This window comes from Vibrio sp. 1F169 (assembly GCF_041439605.1).
Lineage (GTDB): Bacteria > Pseudomonadota > Gammaproteobacteria > Enterobacterales > Vibrionaceae > Vibrio > Vibrio tasmaniensis_A.
This window is the reverse complement of the sequence record NZ_JBGOOI010000056.1, coordinates 15,356-30,994: the sequence shown is the minus strand read 5'-3', so window position 1 is coordinate 30,994 and position 15,639 is coordinate 15,356. Positions and strand designations below refer to the sequence as shown.

The window sequence follows — 15,639 nt, the reverse complement described above, 5'->3', positions numbered from 1 at the left end:
GGGATTATCTGCTAACTGCAAGATCGTTCAAGTCTTCTTAAACGATCGGCATTAAGTCTGACGACTAGGCTTTCATCGTTTCCGGTATCTGAGTTTAGCCTTCGTCTTCGAGTTTTGTAGAAGCAGTGTCCGTTCGTTGATCTCGAGCTCTCATATTCCGACACTTATTATCAAGCTCTGCTCTCTCTAACAACGCTTGATTACGTAAGTTTATATTTGTTGGCTATTGATTCGATGATTAACTTTTCCAGAGCGTCTCGAGAGCTCTATTTCCTACTAATTAGAATGGACTGATAAAAATGCCTTTCTAATAACAAGGTTTTGTTGGTCGGTAACTCTTGCTATATCCCTTCTACTTAATAGCTGAATCTACAGGCAGTTACGTGAACTCCCCGGTTATAACGGTTTATAGTTGGAACATTGATGGCTATTTAATTGTTAATTCAGCGTGACTTTAAGTGGGCATCTGCCTGCGGGTAAATATCTTTAAACGCCTTCTCTCAAGGTGATCTCCATTTACTCTTGAGCTTCTAGGTGTCACTTTTTTCTATGACTTCTCTCGAACCTCTTCTTAGGGCTTGTTTATAAAAATCGTAAAACTACATACAGACACAATTAGTGTCGTTCTCCGTTTGTTTGGGAGGCTTTATTACGCTATTACATAGTTACTTTTGTGCATTAGGTTTGGTGGCGTTGGACGGGTAGGATTCGATGAGTTTGGTTTATAGGTGTTGTAGAAGTTATCTAGGGGCAAATAACAGATACAAAAAAGCCGATGCTAGACATCGGCTTAGTTTGAGTCATTTTGAATTACGCTGGTTGAACGAGAGCGAGCGCTTTACGAGAAACCTCGTGAGCTGCTTTCGTTAAGTTTTGCTTCTCTAGTGCGTCAGATAGGTATCCGTAATCTGAGACATTTGAACGAAGTGCTAGGGCTTTTTCGAAGTGGTTTTGTGCTTCCGCCCACTTCTGCTCTCTTAGGTAGAACTGAGCCAGAGCGCTGTGTGCTTCGGCATTACCACTGTCTTTACTGATTGAACGTTCTAGCATGATCACTACTGGGTGGTGATCGGCTAAGTTCAGCTCTGGAAGCAACATGTAGAGCTCATTTGAACCATTCTTTGCAATGTTCTCTTTGATCACTGTGAAGGCTTCTGAGTCAGCTTTACGAGCGATCAGTTGCTTCACAAAGCAGGAAACAAGGTGAGAGCTTTGTTTCTGCTTTCTTGAAAGCTTGTTCCAATGGCTGATTAAACCTTCGCTACCCTGTTGTTGAGCTACATCATGAAGTAATCCAAATTGTGCTTTCTGTTCTAATTCACGTTGTTCATCAGCTGTTAGAAGCTTGTTCTTAACTAATTTAGGCGTTAACTCTAGCAAAGGCTGCCATAACTTCAGTTGCAAGTAAGTGGCTTTTAACAGGCCAAGCACAGCAGTGTTATTAGGGTATGTGCCTTTTAGGGTAGAAAGTGTATCGAATGCAGCTTCGTAGTTTGACTCGCTGATTTGCTGTTTAGCTTTAGTTAGCTCTACCGCCAGTAGAGAGTCGTCCTGTTGGCTAGCAAGCTCGATGTACTTATCACGCTCACTTGTATTACCTTGCTCGTGTGCCGCTTGAGAAGCGACTAAATAACAAAGTAGCGGCATGTCGTGATGATTAGCCCAGCGAGTTACTTTCTTCTCAGCGCCTTTCCAGTCACCTTCAAGCAGCTTGATGATGCCTTCATTGGTATAACGACGAGAGCGCTTCAGCTTACGAACACTGAACCAATTCCAAGTTGTCGAGCTTGCGTACATAAGCTTTTTAAATAGGTACTCTAAGCCGAATAGAGCCGCTAGAAGAGCAATGACGAAGATAACCAGTGTTGTTACGCTCATCTCAATGGTCTTATTCGCAATTGAGATCAGAACGTAGCCTTGTTGACCAGAGAACTGAGTACCAACAATTAACCCAGCACCTAGAACGAGAAAAAGAAAAATCCAACGAATCATTATTTTTCCTCCGTGGTCATAACGGTGACTTCACGACGTAGGCGCTCACGTATCACGTCTGATAACTCATTTTGAGACTCAAGTTTCACAGGGTATTTCACAGAAATATTCTGCTCGCTCAGCTGCTTAATCGCCTTTTCAAACTCGATTACTGAGTTGTTATCTTGGTTTAGGTACGACTTCGACCACTCGTTAGCTGTCTTAAGAGCTGCGCTATAGACTTCGCCTTGCTCTTTGTAGACTGCGCGAATTGCGGTCTCTAGTTTGCCCTTGATATTCTCACGCAGGTAAAAGTGTTGTTCAGGAGAGAGTAGAGGAATAACTTCACCATCACGACTGCGGAATGTGATGAAGTTTTCTGAAAAATCTTTCATCGACGTTATCAGGTTGTTCTGCCAATCATTGATATCTTGCGATACGGCTTTTTTCTCAACAACCGCAGCTTCTGGAAGAATCGCATTAGCAAGCGGTAGAGTATCGACTTGTTGTTGTAGGCTTGTGATACGAAGAACTAAGCCATCACGGTCGATTAGAGGGATAGTGCGAAGCTTAGTAATGTCATTGGTCATTGATTGACGAAGAGAGACCAAGCTTGGGTCATTCAGTGCGGCGATACGTTGATCTGCGCTTTCCATTAGTTTGGTGGCACTAACGGCATCATGTTCTAGGAACAGTTTACGACCAGCAAGTTTCACAAGGTAATCAGCTTCAGCAAGCAACCAGTCATTTGGACGGCGACCTTTAACATCAGCAACCGCTAGCTGTAGGCTTTGAATGCTCTTCTGTTGCTGAGATTGCACGACTTGAGTTTTCTCCACCGCATGTGATGCTTCTTGGATGGTCTCTTGCTTGATGGTTTGTAGGTCTTTATTTACTGCAGATTGAGTATTTTGCAGTTGTGCTTGAAGAGCAGCGATTTGAGCCGAGTACTCAGCGCTCTTTTGCTGCATTTGAAAGGCAATGCCACTACTGAAAATAATAGAAAAAGCGATCGCAATAGCGCCTAGTGTGACACCGCGCTTACCTTGCTTTTCTGCTTTCTCTATTTGCTCTTTATGCTCAGTTTTAGGCTGATCATTTTTAGCGGTATTTGACGCAGAGGCATCAAGTTTTTGTTCAGGTTGTTTTGTCTCTGTAGAGTCAGCTTTTTCGTTTTCAACAACTACTGGCTGAGTGTCTTGTTTCTTTTCAGGTTCAATATGCTCATTATTTTTTTTGCTTGTCATGCTTATTTCCTGTTCTAGCTAGGGCCGGAGAGCAGCCAGTAATATTTGGTTCGTAGCACTGTGAGTATTGGTCACGTTCGAGAAGCCGAGTTGTTGTGCTCGTTCTACTATGCGCTGGCTTGGGACAAATAGATGTCTTGTTGAAAGCCAAGCCAAATACTCATCAGGGGTAATTGAGCAGAGATACTCCAATTGTTCCTGACTAGTGATGACAACTTTGGACGTTTTTTTGTTTATCCATGTTTGATAGGTATTGTGGTCGCTAATAGGAATATATTCTCTACGGTAGGTCTCACAATAAGAGACTTTTGCACCTCGATTGAGTAGAGAATCTCTAATGAGCTCACGCCCACCATTTCCACGCAGTATCAAAATGGATTTATTATCTACGCCATTAAGTTCAGTAAGTTTGAGAAGATGTTCACTATCACTCACTTTGGGATAGTTTACTTTTTGTTTACTAACTTTGCTTAAAACGTGCGCAGTTTTTTGACCAACACCAAGATAAAGCGGCGAAGTTGGCCAAATAGATGAAGTTTTCGAAAGGATGTTTTGGGCAGCGGTCACGGCGTGGTGACTGACTGCAATAATGATATTGCTGTTATTAAGCTGGGTGCTTAAATCCGATGAGTGTGGATTATCAACGATACGAATAAGCGGATGATGGATTGCTTGAATCCCTTCATCCGCTAGTTGTTGGCAAAGCGATTGTCCCTCTGAACCGGGACGAGTCACCAACACTGTCATAGTTATTCTTGGTCTGCGTATAGCTTGGTTAAGATTTCTCTCGCGCCATCATCCAGCAATTGATTTGCCAGAGTAACGCCAAGTGCTTCTGCATCTTTGCGAAGGCCAGAGATCTCACCACGAACCATTTTAGAACCATCTGGTTCGCCTACTAATGCACGTAACCAGATATTATCGCCATCTAATAATGAGTAGCTACCGATAGGAACCTGACAACCACCTTCTAGAGTTAGGTTCATTGCACGTTCGCATAGCACACGATCGGCTGTGTCTTTGTGGTTCAGTGGCTCAAGAAGCTTGATTAGACGTTCATCATCTAGACGACACTCAATACCAACAGCGCCTTGCCCTACAGCAGGTAGAGACTGTTCAGGTTCGATAAAGCTACGGATACGCTCTTCTAGCTCTAATCGCTTAAGGCCAGCTGCCGCCAGCACGATAGCATCGTATTGACCATCATCGAGTTTACCTAGACGAGTCCCCACATTGCCACGCAGTTCTTTGATGATGAGATCTGGGCGGTATTCTAGCAACTGACATTGACGACGCAGGCTGCAGGTACCTACGACAGCACCTTGTGGTAACTCATCGATGTTGTTGTAAGCATTTGATACGAAAGCATCACGAGGATCTTCGCGCTCACAAATAGTTACTAGACCTAGACCTTCAGGGAAGTCGACCGGTACGTCTTTCATTGAGTGAACCGCTAGGTCAGCACGACCTTCTAGCATTGCTACTTCAAGTTCTTTAACGAATAGCCCTTTACCGCCTACCTTAGCAAGTGGCGTGTCTAGGATGATGTCACCTTTGGTCACCATAGTTACCAACTCAACCTCTAAACCAGGGTGAGCAGCTTGCAGTGCATCCCTTACAAAGTATGCCTGCCAAAGGGCAAGAGGGCTTTTTCTGGTCGCGATACGGATTGGTGCTGAATTTGTCATGGTGTTTCCGATATAGGTTCTGTAATAGGCTAATCCTACCATTGTGAGGCGAAAATTCTTACTGTTTGATCATTCGATACTTTGATAGCAGAGGGAATTTCATGAGTTCACCAAAATAGTGTGATTGGTATCTCATTTGAAACATGGGCTATTATTAGAAATAGTCAATAAAGAGGACACTACGGCGCCGCGAGTTTTACTTTCAGTCATCAAGGGGTTCGTAAGTATGACGGCGTCCTTTGCTTTACCGATAAGGGTAAAAGTGTTAAATTGATCACGTTTTGTTGCTGCTTTCGTTCAGTAACTAAACAGAAGTACACTTAATCTCAAACCAAGGACTTACCTTGCAGGCTTACACTCAAACTTTGATTCAACGATTAGACAATCTAAATCAGCAGCGCATTGATCGTGCGTTGGCGTTGATGAATGTGCAGGGCCAGCGAGTTTTTAACCTTATCCCCGCGCTGCTTCACTTCAATCACCCGATGATGCCTGGTTATTATGACCAACAAGTTCCTTTTGGAATTCGTAGCTTCACGCTCAATGAATTCCAAAAGCAATTTGTCTCTGATACTGAATTAACTCTGGGCGGAAAACTTACCGAGGCCGCTGAACCAGCAATCTTGGGTTTGTACACCATGGGTAGTACTTCGTCTATTGGTCAAAGTACCTCAAGTGATCTTGATATCTGGGTGTGTGTATCTCCAGATATGGATGGCGCATCTCGCGATAGCCTGACCAATAAATGCCTGCTTATTACTGATTGGGCTGAAACCTTAGGGGTTGAAGCGAACTTCTTTTTGATGGATGAAGAGCGTTTCCGCTCGAATCATTCTGAAGAGATGACCGGTGATAACTGTGGTTCTTCACAGCACTTACTACTGCTTGATGAGTTCTACCGCTCAGCCGTTCGTTTGGCTGGCCAGCGTTTGTTATGGCAAATCATCCCGCCAGAAATGGAGGAGTGCTACGACGAGTATGTCCAAGGTTTATGTAATGATGGTTATCTTGATTGCTCGCAGTGGATCGATTTCGGCAAGCTGAACAGTATTCCTGCTGAAGAGTACTTTGGTTCAAACCTATGGCAGCTCTATAAGAGTATCGACTCACCGTATAAATCGGTGTTGAAGGCGATCCTGTTAGAAGCTTATTCATGGGAATACCCAAACACCCAGCTTCTTAGTATTGATACCAAGCGTCGTTTCTTCGCAGATGAACCTGATCTGTATGGCATGGATAGCTACTATCTGATGCTTGAGAAGGTAACTCGCTACCTAGAACGTATCAACGACCATACTCGATTGGATTTGGTGAGACGCTGCTTCTATCTTAAGACCCACGAGAAGTTGTCACGAGATGCGGGTATTGGTTCTGTCGCATGGCGTCGTGAAGCCTTAACCGAGATGACTAAATCTTGGAACTGGGGACATGAAACCATTGCTGAGCTCGACAACCGCCGTAACTGGAAGGTTGAGCAGGTTAAAGTGGTACACCATGCGCTGCTTGATGCCTTGATGCTGAGCTATCGTAATCTGATTCAATTTGCACGTCGTAACGACATCACTTCAGCTATCAGCCCGCAAGATATCAGTATCTTGGCACGTAAACTTTACGCTGCGTTTGAGGTCTTGCCTGGCAAAGTGACGCTACTGAATCCACAAATATCCCCGGATCTCCATGAGCCTGATTTGAGCTTTATCGAAGTTCGTCAGGGTCAGTCAAATAAAGCGGGTTGGTACTTGTACAAACAGCCTTTGATTGCACATCGCATTCTCGGTCAGCCTTCACTTGAGCACCATGAGTACTTGAGTAAGTTGGTTGCTTGGTCGTTCTTTAATGGCCTAATTACAGAGTCGACGCGTTTGCACTCTGTGGTTCGAGATGCTCATATTGATATCGATAAATTTTATCAAATGGTGAGCGATCTACGTAATACCTTCTCTTTGCGTAAGCGTCGACCGAGTATGCAGGCACTGGCGAGCCCGTGTGAGATAAGCCAACTGGCGATGTTCATCAACTTTGAAAATGACCCGACGTCTGAATTAAGTGGTCGCGCATTAAAAGTGGATCTTAAGAATGCCGATATTTTCAGTTTTGGTGAAGAAGGTAAGAGCTTAGTCGGTAGTGTCGATCTGGTTTATCGGAACTCTTGGCATGAAGTTCGTACACTTCATTTCCAAGGCGAAACCGCGATGTTGGACGCTTTGAAGACAGTACTGGGTAAAATGCACCAGGATGCGTTGCCGCCAGAGTCGGTTGATGTGTTCTGTTACAGCAAAAACCTACGCGGTGTGATGCGTAATATGGTGTATCAACTGCTTGCCGAGTGTATCGATTTGCGATTAAAACCAATTGAGCCAGAGAAACGCCGCCGATTTAAGGCTATTCGCCTGGCAAACAAAATGTTTGGTCTGTTCTTTGAACGTCGTGGCGTTTCGGTGCAGATGCTGGAAAACTCGGTCGATTTCTATCGTAGTATCTCGACGAATAAGCTGAAGGGCTCACCTTTACTGATGCTCGATAAAGAGCAAGAGTATCAGCTACCAGAAGTGGTTGATGGTTTTGCGAGTGAAGGTTTAATTCAATTTTTCTTTGAGGATACCGACAAAGGTTTCAATATTTATGTATTGGACGAGTCGAATCAGGTTGAGGCGTATCACCAGTACAGCGGTGAAAAAGATGAGATGATCGCAAGCGTGAATTCTTTCTACACTTCAGTAAAAGATGAGTCGAAGGTGTCGTCTAAGTTGATTAACTTTAACCTACCTCAGTACTACCAAATTGTTCACCCTGAAGAAGGTAACTCTTATGTGGTGCCATATCGTAACGATGCGACTTTAGCTTCTCGGAGCTCAAAGATAGTCAATATCTAGTCTTACCAAGACTGATTGATATTAAAAAAGGAGTGATTGATTCACTCCTTTTTAGTTTTGCTTACAAATGATTAGACCCAATTAATCTCTTCATCTGCGTGCTTTTCGCACTCTTCTTTGACCATCTCAAACAACGCCATGCCCGTCTTTGAACATGTCCACTTGTCGTCAACTAGCTTGAAGTGAAAGCCGCCAGATTTAGACGCTAACCAGATCTCACGCATTGGTTCTTGGCGATTGATGATAATTTGGCTGCGGTTTTCAAACTCCAACGTCATTACGTTACCAGTCACTTCATAATCAATATCTGCCTCTGATTCATCGATCGCTTCTTCGATGTTTTGCATCTGTATATCGACCAGCTTATGAAATTCAGTCTCGTTCATCCTTTCTATCCTATTGCTTTTCCTGAGTGTGGTGCGATTATAGGGGGCATTGAGTTAATAATCACGATGTGCAAAATGAAAAAACTAATTACCGCTTTGTTTATGGTGTCCGTTATTGGACTTTCTGGTTGTGGTCAAACGGGTCCTTTGTATGATCCTGATGAAGTTCAACAGACTGAACAATCACAATAAGTGAAACACGCAGAAATCGTTATTTATAAGGGATAAGAACTTTGGATTACTTCAACTATCAGGAAGATGGCCAGCTTTGGGCTGAGGACGTCGCACTTTCACAACTAGCAGATCAATATGGTACACCGCTGTATGTATATTCTCGTGCCACATTAGAACGTCACTGGAACGCATTTGACTCATCGGTAGGTGAGCACCCGCATTTGGTGTGTTACGCCGTTAAAGCTAACTCGAATCTAGGCGTGTTGAATACCTTAGCTCGTTTGGGTTCTGGTTTTGACATCGTTTCTGGTGGTGAGCTAGAGCGTGTGGTTGCTGCAGGTGGCGATCCGGCGAAAGTTGTTTTCTCTGGTGTCGGCAAAACAGCCGCAGAAATGAAGCGAGCGCTTGAGTTGAACATTAAATGTTTCAACGTAGAGTCTGAGCCAGAACTGGAGCGACTGAATAAAGTAGCCGGTGAACTTGGAGTTAAAGCGCCGATTTCACTGAGAATCAACCCTGATGTTGATGCCAATACTCACCCTTATATCTCTACGGGTCTGCGTGATAACAAGTTTGGTATCGCCTTCGATCGTGCTCCTGCTGTTTATGCGTTTGCTAAAACACTCGATAACTTGTCTATCCATGGTATTGATTGCCATATCGGCTCTCAGTTAACGGATATCGAACCTTTCATCGATGCCACTGATCGCTTGCTTGCGTTGATCGATCAACTACGAGCTAACGATATCAACATCAAGCATCTTGATGTTGGCGGTGGTTTGGGGGTGGTTTATCGTGATGAATTACCACCACAGCCCTCTGACTACGCGAAAGCCTTGTTGGCTCGCCTAGACAATCATTCTGATCTAGAGCTGATTTTCGAGCCAGGAAGAGCGATTGCGGCTAACGCTGGTGTATTATTAACAAAAGTCGAGTTCCTTAAGCCAACAGAGCATAAGAACTTTGCCATTATCGATGCGGCAATGAACGACCTGATGCGCCCTGCACTTTACCAAGCTTGGCAAGATATTGTTCCAGTTAGCCCGCGTCAGGGTGAAGCTGTGACTTACGATTTAGTTGGCCCTATATGTGAAACGGGTGACTTCCTAGGTAAAGATCGTGACCTTGTTCTTGAAGAGGGCGACTTATTGGCTGTTCGTTCAGCAGGTGCTTATGGCTTCGCAATGTCATCCAACTACAACACTCGTTCGCGTGCGGCAGAAGTGATGGTTGATGGCGATAAAACTCATTTGGTTCGTCAGCGTGAAGAGCTTACGAGTCTGTGGGAACTTGAAAACATTCTTCCGGAGTAATTTTAAGCGTTATGCACTTCCACTTTTCTAAAATGCATGGTTTGGGCAATGATTTCATGGTCGTGGACTGCATTACTCAAAATATTTTCTTTTCTCCAGATTTGATCCGTCGTTTGGCGGATCGTCACACTGGTGTGGGTTTCGACCAGCTACTTGTAGTTGAAGCTCCCTATGATCCTGAAACTGACTTCCATTACCGCATATTTAATGCAGATGGCAGTGAAGTGGAGCAGTGTGGCAATGGTGCGCGTTGTTTTGCTCGATTCGTTCGCATGAAAGGCTTAACGAATAAGTACAGCATCAACGTGAGCACCAAGAAAGGGAAAATGGTTCTTAAGATTGAAGACAATGATTTAATCACTGTCAACATGGGTATTCCTGAGTTCGAACCGGGCAAGATTCCATTTAAGGCGAAGCAGCCAGAAAAGACGTATATCCTAAGAACGGATGTACACACCTTGTTCTGTGGTGCTGTTAGCATGGGTAACCCACATGTGGTTACCGTAGTTGATGACGTCGATACTGCTGATGTGGATACCTTAGGTCCGCTGCTTGAATCTCACGAACGTTTTCCTGAGCGTGTTAATGCTGGCTTTATGCAAGTGGTTAACCGTGAAGAGGTTCGCTTGCGTGTCTACGAACGTGGTGCGGGTGAAACTCAGGCATGTGGCAGTGGCGCATGTGGTGCAGTTGCTGTTGGTATAACACAAGGCTTACTGGCTGAGAATGTGAAGGTTCGTCTACCTGGTGGTGACTTACACATTAGCTGGCAAGGCCCAGGGAAACCTCTGTTGATGACTGGCCCAGCAACGCATGTGTTTGATGGTCAACTTTCTTGCTAATAACGATATAACAAATAGATTTATAAAAAATAAAGGATAGGTTTTGTCTTACGTTGAAGGCGACACTCTGACTGCAGAGGTGGTTGCGGAATATTTACGTGATAACCCAGATTTCTTTCAAAACAGGAAAGATTTGGTTGATCGCCTTGCTATTAATAATGTTGAGCAGGGCGCTGTTTCTCTGGTTGAGATTCAGCTTAAACGTCAGCGTCATAGAATCGAAGAGCTGGAAGAAGAGATCACTGGCCTGATGTCACTAGCGGCGAATAACGATAAAACTTTCTATGAATTCATGGATCTGCAAACTCAAGTGTTGAAATGCAGTGACTTCATTCAGGTTATCAAGGCTGTTGAACAAAAAGCGTTGGAACTAGGGCTTAAGGCTCATGTACGAGTTCTCTCACAATTAGGTTTTTATCAGCTGAATGAAGAGCGTTACTCGAAATTTTCACTTAACCATTTCAATGGCAAAGATGCTTATCTAGGGCGATTGAGAAAGGCAGACAGACACGATTTGTTTGGTGATTATCCAGTTCCAGAGCTAGGCTCTTATGTAGTGCTACCCCTTGCTAAGCGATCTCCGCTGGGTGTACTCGCTTTTTCTAGTGAAGATGGCGGCCACTTCCAGCCTCATATGGACACGCTCTTTTTACGCCATTTAGCACTTGTTGTCGCTCATTTGGCGGACACCTTACCTTGGCAGATAAATAATGAGCCTAGAGCCCAAAATACCTCTTCCTAACAGCCTTCAAAAGCCTCTTTCTCGCTTCTATGAATATCTTAGAAGTGAGAAGGGACTCAGCTTACACACCCAACGTAACTACAAACAACAACTTGAAACCATGGCCGCTTATTTAGTCACTCTGGGACTAACGGACTGGGGGCAAGTTGATGCGGCGTGGGTAAGACAACTTGCAAGTAAAGGCATGCGCGAAGGAATGAAAGCGAGCAGTATTGCGACTCGCTTATCGTCACTGCGCAGCTTCTTTGATTTCCTTGTCTTGCGTGGCGAAATGACCGCCAATCCAGCCAAAGGGGTTTCAGCACCTCGCAAACAGCGTCCTTTGCCTAAAAACCTCGATGTTGATGAAGTCGGGCAGCTGCTTGATGTGAATGAGGACGACCCACTGTCAATTCGCGACCGAGCGATGATGGAAGTGATGTATGGTGCTGGATTACGTTTGGCTGAGCTGGTCGGTATCAATCTTAAAGATGTATTGGGTCGACAAGGCGAAATCCGAGTGATTGGTAAAGGCGACAAAGAACGCAAAGCGCCTTTTTCTGGTTTAGCGAAAGAGTGGGTTGATAAATGGCTCAAAGTTCGTGGTGAACTCGCTTCGCCGGGTGAGCCTGCACTGTTTGTCTCGAAGTTAGGGACTCGTATCTCTCATCGCAGCGTGCAAAAGCGCATGGAAGAGTGGGGCAAGAAGCAATCTGTCGCGAGTCACATCAGCCCGCATAAACTGCGTCACTCGTTTGCAACGCATGTGCTTGAATCAAGCCAAAACCTTCGTGCGGTTCAAGAGTTGCTCGGGCATGAAAACATCTCGACAACCCAAGTGTACACTCACTTAGATTTCCAACATTTAGCACAAGCTTATGACCAAGCTCATCCAAGAGCGCGTAAGAAGAATAAAGATTAGATTAAAGGTTTAACTATGCGAATTTATCGAGGGTTAAAGCCCATCAAAGCCATGACCTTTGATTTGGATGATACCTTGTACGACAACTGGCCTGTGATCATGAAAGTTGAGAAAGAGATGGCGCAGTGGCTTTATCAAAAGCATCCTGTGTCTGCTTCTCTTTCGTTAGAAGAGTGGCAAGGTATCAAACAGCAAGTCGCCTCTGAAAACCCAGCGTTAAAGCATGATGTCACCGTGTGGCGAGAAACACAGATTAAGCGTGGTTTGTTACAACTGGGGTATTCTCAGCAGCAAGCAGAACAAGCGGCTCGTGAAGGCATAGAACACGCCTTGTGGCTGCGTAATCAGGTGGATGTGCCACAAGAAACGCATCGAGTGATGGCTGAGCTGAGCCAACGTATTCCTTTAGTTGCGATTACTAATGGCAATGTCGACCCACATAAAATTGGCTTGGGGCAGTACTTCCAATTAATCCTTAAAGCCGGTCCTGACGGCAGAGCAAAACCCTACCCTGATATGTTTGATAAAGCTCAGCAATACCTAAATTGTGACGCTGAGAATATTCTCCATGTTGGTGACCATCTTAGAACCGATGCCTATGGAGCTAAGACAAATGGTTTCCAAGCATGCTGGTTTAATGATACTGGTTCCAATTTATATGATTCCCCGAAGGCAACAGTGCTGCCTGATGTTGAAATAGAGCAACTTAGTGATCTTATGCGATTAACTTAATGGCCGTAGTAAGCTTAATGTGTCGCATTTATGATATTGAATTGTTACATTAGTCACAATTAAATGCCTGTTTAGGCTAGGATAATTGGCGACTACTTTTGATCGAAATTTTTGATTCATAGTAGTGCGGGTTCTCATTTCACTCGATTTCGAACAAGGGTTGGCATGCAAACATTTACATTTCTCGCAAATACTGAGGAGTTATTTAAGTCTCAATTTGATCAGCGAGAGTGGTGTGACAGCAAACAGTACCTTATTCAAATTTTCTCTGCTCAGTCCTCTGATATCGCTCGTCGAATTGCCAATGCAGCCCTCAATCGTATAGGGCATGCGACGTTAATCGGTCAGAGCGCCCGTTATGTTATCTGTGATAACAGCCTGAAGCATGAATGTACCTTAGTCGTCGTCAGTGAATTTAACGATACCCATTTAACGTCTACAGTTCAGACGTTTACCGGAAACCCAAATCAAGACAGCCAAGATCTCGCTTCTCAATTAAACCTTACAGAAGAAACCAAAACGGTTATCAGCTTGTGCGATCAGGTTGAAGGGCGTGACTATCCTATTTATAGCGCCTTTGAGAGTTTACCTTACGCACTACCAGTTGCTGGTGGGCTGTGCCACGAGAATGAATATGGCCGTTGGGTTATGCATAATGAGCAAACCTACCAACATGCTTGTGTTGCGGTTGCATTGACTAACCCTAGCTTAAAGATTTGGTCGGACGCGTATTCTGAGTGGAATCCTATTGGGATGAAATTGCGAGTGACACACGCAGTTGGAAATCGTTTATATGCGTTGAATGACAAGCCGGCTATCGAGGTGTTCAAACATTACCTTGCTGATGGTAAAGATCTCCCTTTTAGTCAGTTGATGAGCTTCCCCCTGTATCGAGAGCTCGGCAGAAAGAAGTGCATCTCGACGCCTCTACGTATTAATGATGATGGTAGTATTGAGTTTGATAGCCCTTGGCATGTCGGCGAAGAGGCCCAGTTTTGTTATAACCATCCTTCTTTGACCGCAGAAAAAGTGCGTCACGGCGCTGAGATGCTTGCCGTGTATCAGCCTGAATCGGTGATCATCTATAACTGTGTATCTCGACTAGAATTTATCGACAGTAAACTTGAGCTCAAACCATTTGAAGGGATAGTAAACGCGTGTGGTGCATACTGCATGGGCGAACTATATCGCAACGACGATCGCCAAGAGATACTGCATCACAGCCTTACCTATATTGCGATGAGAGAGTCGGACGAGATTAATGAATTTCGTTGCGAAGATTTCAAGCGAGACTCAACGGTATCGCCACTACTCAACTTAGTCAGAAATGCGGTCGCAGACCTCGACAGTATGAACACTCAGATGGAGAACAAACTCCATCAACAGGCACGTCGCTTAACTGAAAGCTACCGTATTGACTCTCGCACTGGGCTACCCAACCGTATTGTATTAAAAGAACGCCTCAATACGATTTTATTCAATGAACATCTGTTGACGCTGAAGCTGACTAATTTTCATCAAGTTAACGAAAAATACGGTTATCAAGTGGGTGACCAATTACTGCTTGATCTGTCGAATCATTTTGTCGACCGATTGCACCTTAGTGTGGCTAAGGAATCCAAGGTAAAGGTTGAACTGTTCAGTATTGGTGTCGGTGAGTGGGCAATTATCTTTAACGCGAGTGTCGATAGCGTGAAGATAGAGCAACGTTTCGTCGAGTTTGCTGATGGTATTGAGCATATTAATTTTGAGCCATATGGATTAACCGACATAGACTACCTTTCGGTTTCTCTGTGTGGTGGTTTCGCTAGTCGCTGTGATTTCTTAGCTGATAGCGGTGATGAGATCTTGTTGAAAGCGATTGAAGCTCGACGCTACGGGGTGCGGAACAATACTCACATCACTAATGCCAAAAACATTCAGGTGAGTGAGGAAGATCGTAAAGAACAACTAGGCTGGCTGAGCTGTGTAAGCCGCGCAATCTTAGATCAGAACATTATCACCTACTCACAGCCGATTGTAGCGTCTGGTACTCACGAAATGATTGGCCAAGAGTGCTTGGTCAGAATCATGGAGTCGGATGGTACCATTGTACTCCCTGGTAAGTTCTTACCCATTATTGCTGACACGCATCTCTATACTCGCCTTAGCCGGCACATGATTCGAAACACCATTGGCTACATGGCAAATAAGCAGAGTTCTTTTTCAATCAACCTATCCCCACAAGACTTACTGAGCGATAAGACGCTTGAGGTTCTCGAGTCAGCGATTAGTGGTATGAACGACCCCACTAGACTTGGTCTAGAGGTTCTCGAGTCTGAACAGATCAAAGATTATGGCCGCATGATAGAAGTGTGTGATCACTTCCGTGCTCTTGGGGCGAGAATCATTGTTGATGACTTTGGTTCTGGTTATTCCAATATTGATGAGATCATTAAACTTGAGCCGCAGATCATTAAGCTCGACGGTAGCTTGATTCGCAATATCGACAAAGACCCAAAGCAAAGGAATATCGCCTCTCAATTAGTACGCTTGTGTCAGGTGTTTAACGCCAAAACAGTTGCCGAATTTGTCCATAACCAACAGGTTTGTGAAATTGCAGAGCAAATGGGTGTCGATTATCTGCAAGGTTATTACTTTGGTGAGCCTAAGCGACTGTTTTAGTTGTTAAAGCCCTCAACGTCCTAATGTGACTTGCTTTTAAAGCACTGCACGGGCACAGATGATGGCTCTTTAGTGGAATGAATGATGTCTAACTAGCGTCACATTA

At 44.4% G+C, this 15,639-nt stretch carries 13 protein-coding genes; 8 read left to right on the top strand and 5 right to left on the bottom strand.

What is annotated here, in order from left to right; translation table 11 throughout:
- Window positions 1-810: 810 nt before the first annotated feature.
- From ACED53_RS17730 to hemC, 4 genes are read right to left on the bottom strand one after another with little or no spacing between them, the layout of a single operon-like run.
- The gene (locus tag ACED53_RS17730) at window positions 811-1,992 is read right to left on the bottom strand and encodes a heme biosynthesis protein HemY (protein WP_017102017.1); all 1,182 of its coding nucleotides are present in this window, start codon (window positions 1,990-1,992) and stop codon (window positions 811-813) included.
- Complete coding sequence (locus ACED53_RS17725) at window positions 1,992-3,218, bottom strand: uroporphyrinogen-III C-methyltransferase (RefSeq protein WP_017102016.1); 1,227 nt, start codon at window positions 3,216-3,218, stop codon at window positions 1,992-1,994. Before ACED53_RS17725 ends, ACED53_RS17730 begins: the two co-directional genes overlap by 1 nt.
- A gap of 18 nt (window positions 3,219-3,236) precedes the next feature.
- Window positions 3,237-3,965: a uroporphyrinogen-III synthase gene (locus ACED53_RS17720; RefSeq protein ID WP_017102015.1), complete on the bottom strand. Its 729-nt coding sequence runs from the start codon at window positions 3,963-3,965 to the stop codon at window positions 3,237-3,239.
- 2 nt (window positions 3,966-3,967) lie between these two features.
- Window positions 3,968-4,906 (bottom strand): hydroxymethylbilane synthase, encoded by a 939-nt coding sequence (gene hemC, locus ACED53_RS17715; RefSeq protein WP_017102014.1) that lies wholly within the window; start codon window positions 4,904-4,906, stop codon window positions 3,968-3,970.
- Between the two features lie 344 nt (window positions 4,907-5,250).
- Between hemC and ACED53_RS17710 the strand changes: the two genes are divergently transcribed.
- The gene (locus ACED53_RS17710) at window positions 5,251-7,779 is read left to right on the top strand and encodes a class I adenylate cyclase (RefSeq protein WP_017102013.1); all 2,529 of its coding nucleotides are present in this window, start codon (window positions 5,251-5,253) and stop codon (window positions 7,777-7,779) included.
- A gap of 71 nt (window positions 7,780-7,850) precedes the next feature.
- On the opposite strand, the gene cyaY is transcribed toward ACED53_RS17710, so the two are convergent.
- Complete coding sequence (gene cyaY / locus ACED53_RS17705; RefSeq protein WP_009848207.1) at window positions 7,851-8,165, bottom strand: iron donor protein CyaY; 315 nt, start codon at window positions 8,163-8,165, stop codon at window positions 7,851-7,853.
- Here cyaY and ACED53_RS17700 point away from each other — a divergent pair.
- The 7 genes from ACED53_RS17700 (at window position 8,145) to ACED53_RS17670 (ending at window position 15,533) form a co-directional block, all read left to right on the top strand.
- Window positions 8,145-8,357, top strand: a complete 213-nt coding sequence (locus ACED53_RS17700; RefSeq protein WP_009848208.1) for a lipoprotein — start codon at window positions 8,145-8,147, stop codon at window positions 8,355-8,357. The genes cyaY and ACED53_RS17700 overlap by 21 nt on opposite strands.
- A gap of 41 nt (window positions 8,358-8,398) precedes the next feature.
- A complete protein-coding gene (lysA, locus tag ACED53_RS17695) occupies window positions 8,399-9,652 on the top strand; it encodes a diaminopimelate decarboxylase (protein ID WP_017102012.1) in 1,254 nt (417 codons plus the stop codon).
- Window positions 9,653-9,663: 11 nt separating this feature from the next.
- A complete protein-coding gene (gene dapF / locus ACED53_RS17690; RefSeq protein ID WP_009848210.1) occupies window positions 9,664-10,494 on the top strand; it encodes a diaminopimelate epimerase in 831 nt (276 codons plus the stop codon).
- A gap of 43 nt (window positions 10,495-10,537) precedes the next feature.
- Complete coding sequence (locus ACED53_RS17685) at window positions 10,538-11,236, top strand: DUF484 family protein (protein WP_012605049.1); 699 nt, start codon at window positions 10,538-10,540, stop codon at window positions 11,234-11,236.
- Complete coding sequence (gene xerC / locus ACED53_RS17680; protein ID WP_017102011.1) at window positions 11,205-12,137, top strand: tyrosine recombinase XerC; 933 nt, start codon at window positions 11,205-11,207, stop codon at window positions 12,135-12,137. Before ACED53_RS17685 ends, xerC begins: the two co-directional genes overlap by 32 nt.
- A 15-nt stretch (window positions 12,138-12,152) precedes the next feature.
- A complete protein-coding gene (gene yigB / locus ACED53_RS17675) occupies window positions 12,153-12,869 on the top strand; it encodes a 5-amino-6-(5-phospho-D-ribitylamino)uracil phosphatase YigB (protein ID WP_017102010.1) in 717 nt (238 codons plus the stop codon).
- Window positions 12,870-13,034: 165 nt separating this feature from the next.
- Window positions 13,035-15,533 (top strand): EAL domain-containing protein, encoded by a 2,499-nt coding sequence (locus tag ACED53_RS17670; RefSeq protein ID WP_029223016.1) that lies wholly within the window; start codon window positions 13,035-13,037, stop codon window positions 15,531-15,533.
- The last annotated feature ends 106 nt before the right edge of the window (window positions 15,534-15,639 follow it).

What these genes read in the sequence shown, in the direction of transcription:
- ACED53_RS17730 (WP_017102017.1), bottom strand. Translation starts at nt 1,992, where the DNA reads ATGATTCGTTGGATTTTTCTTTTTCTCGTTCTAGGTGCTGGGTTAATT.
- ACED53_RS17725 (WP_017102016.1), bottom strand. Translation starts at nt 3,218, where the DNA reads ATGACAAGCAAAAAAAATAATGAGCATATTGAACCTGAAAAGAAACAA.
- ACED53_RS17720 (WP_017102015.1), bottom strand. Translation starts at nt 3,965, where the DNA reads ATGACAGTGTTGGTGACTCGTCCCGGTTCAGAGGGACAATCGCTTTGC.
- hemC (WP_017102014.1), bottom strand. Translation starts at nt 4,906, where the DNA reads ATGACAAATTCAGCACCAATCCGTATCGCGACCAGAAAAAGCCCTCTT.
- ACED53_RS17700 (WP_009848208.1), top strand. Translation starts at nt 8,145, where the DNA reads ATGAAATTCAGTCTCGTTCATCCTTTCTATCCTATTGCTTTTCCTGAG.
- cyaY (WP_009848207.1), bottom strand. Translation starts at nt 8,165, where the DNA reads ATGAACGAGACTGAATTTCATAAGCTGGTCGATATACAGATGCAAAAC.
- dapF (WP_009848210.1), top strand. Translation starts at nt 9,664, where the DNA reads ATGCACTTCCACTTTTCTAAAATGCATGGTTTGGGCAATGATTTCATG.
- xerC (WP_017102011.1), top strand. Translation starts at nt 11,205, where the DNA reads ATGAGCCTAGAGCCCAAAATACCTCTTCCTAACAGCCTTCAAAAGCCT.
- yigB (WP_017102010.1), top strand. Translation starts at nt 12,153, where the DNA reads ATGCGAATTTATCGAGGGTTAAAGCCCATCAAAGCCATGACCTTTGAT.
- ACED53_RS17670 (WP_029223016.1), top strand. Translation starts at nt 13,035, where the DNA reads ATGCAAACATTTACATTTCTCGCAAATACTGAGGAGTTATTTAAGTCT.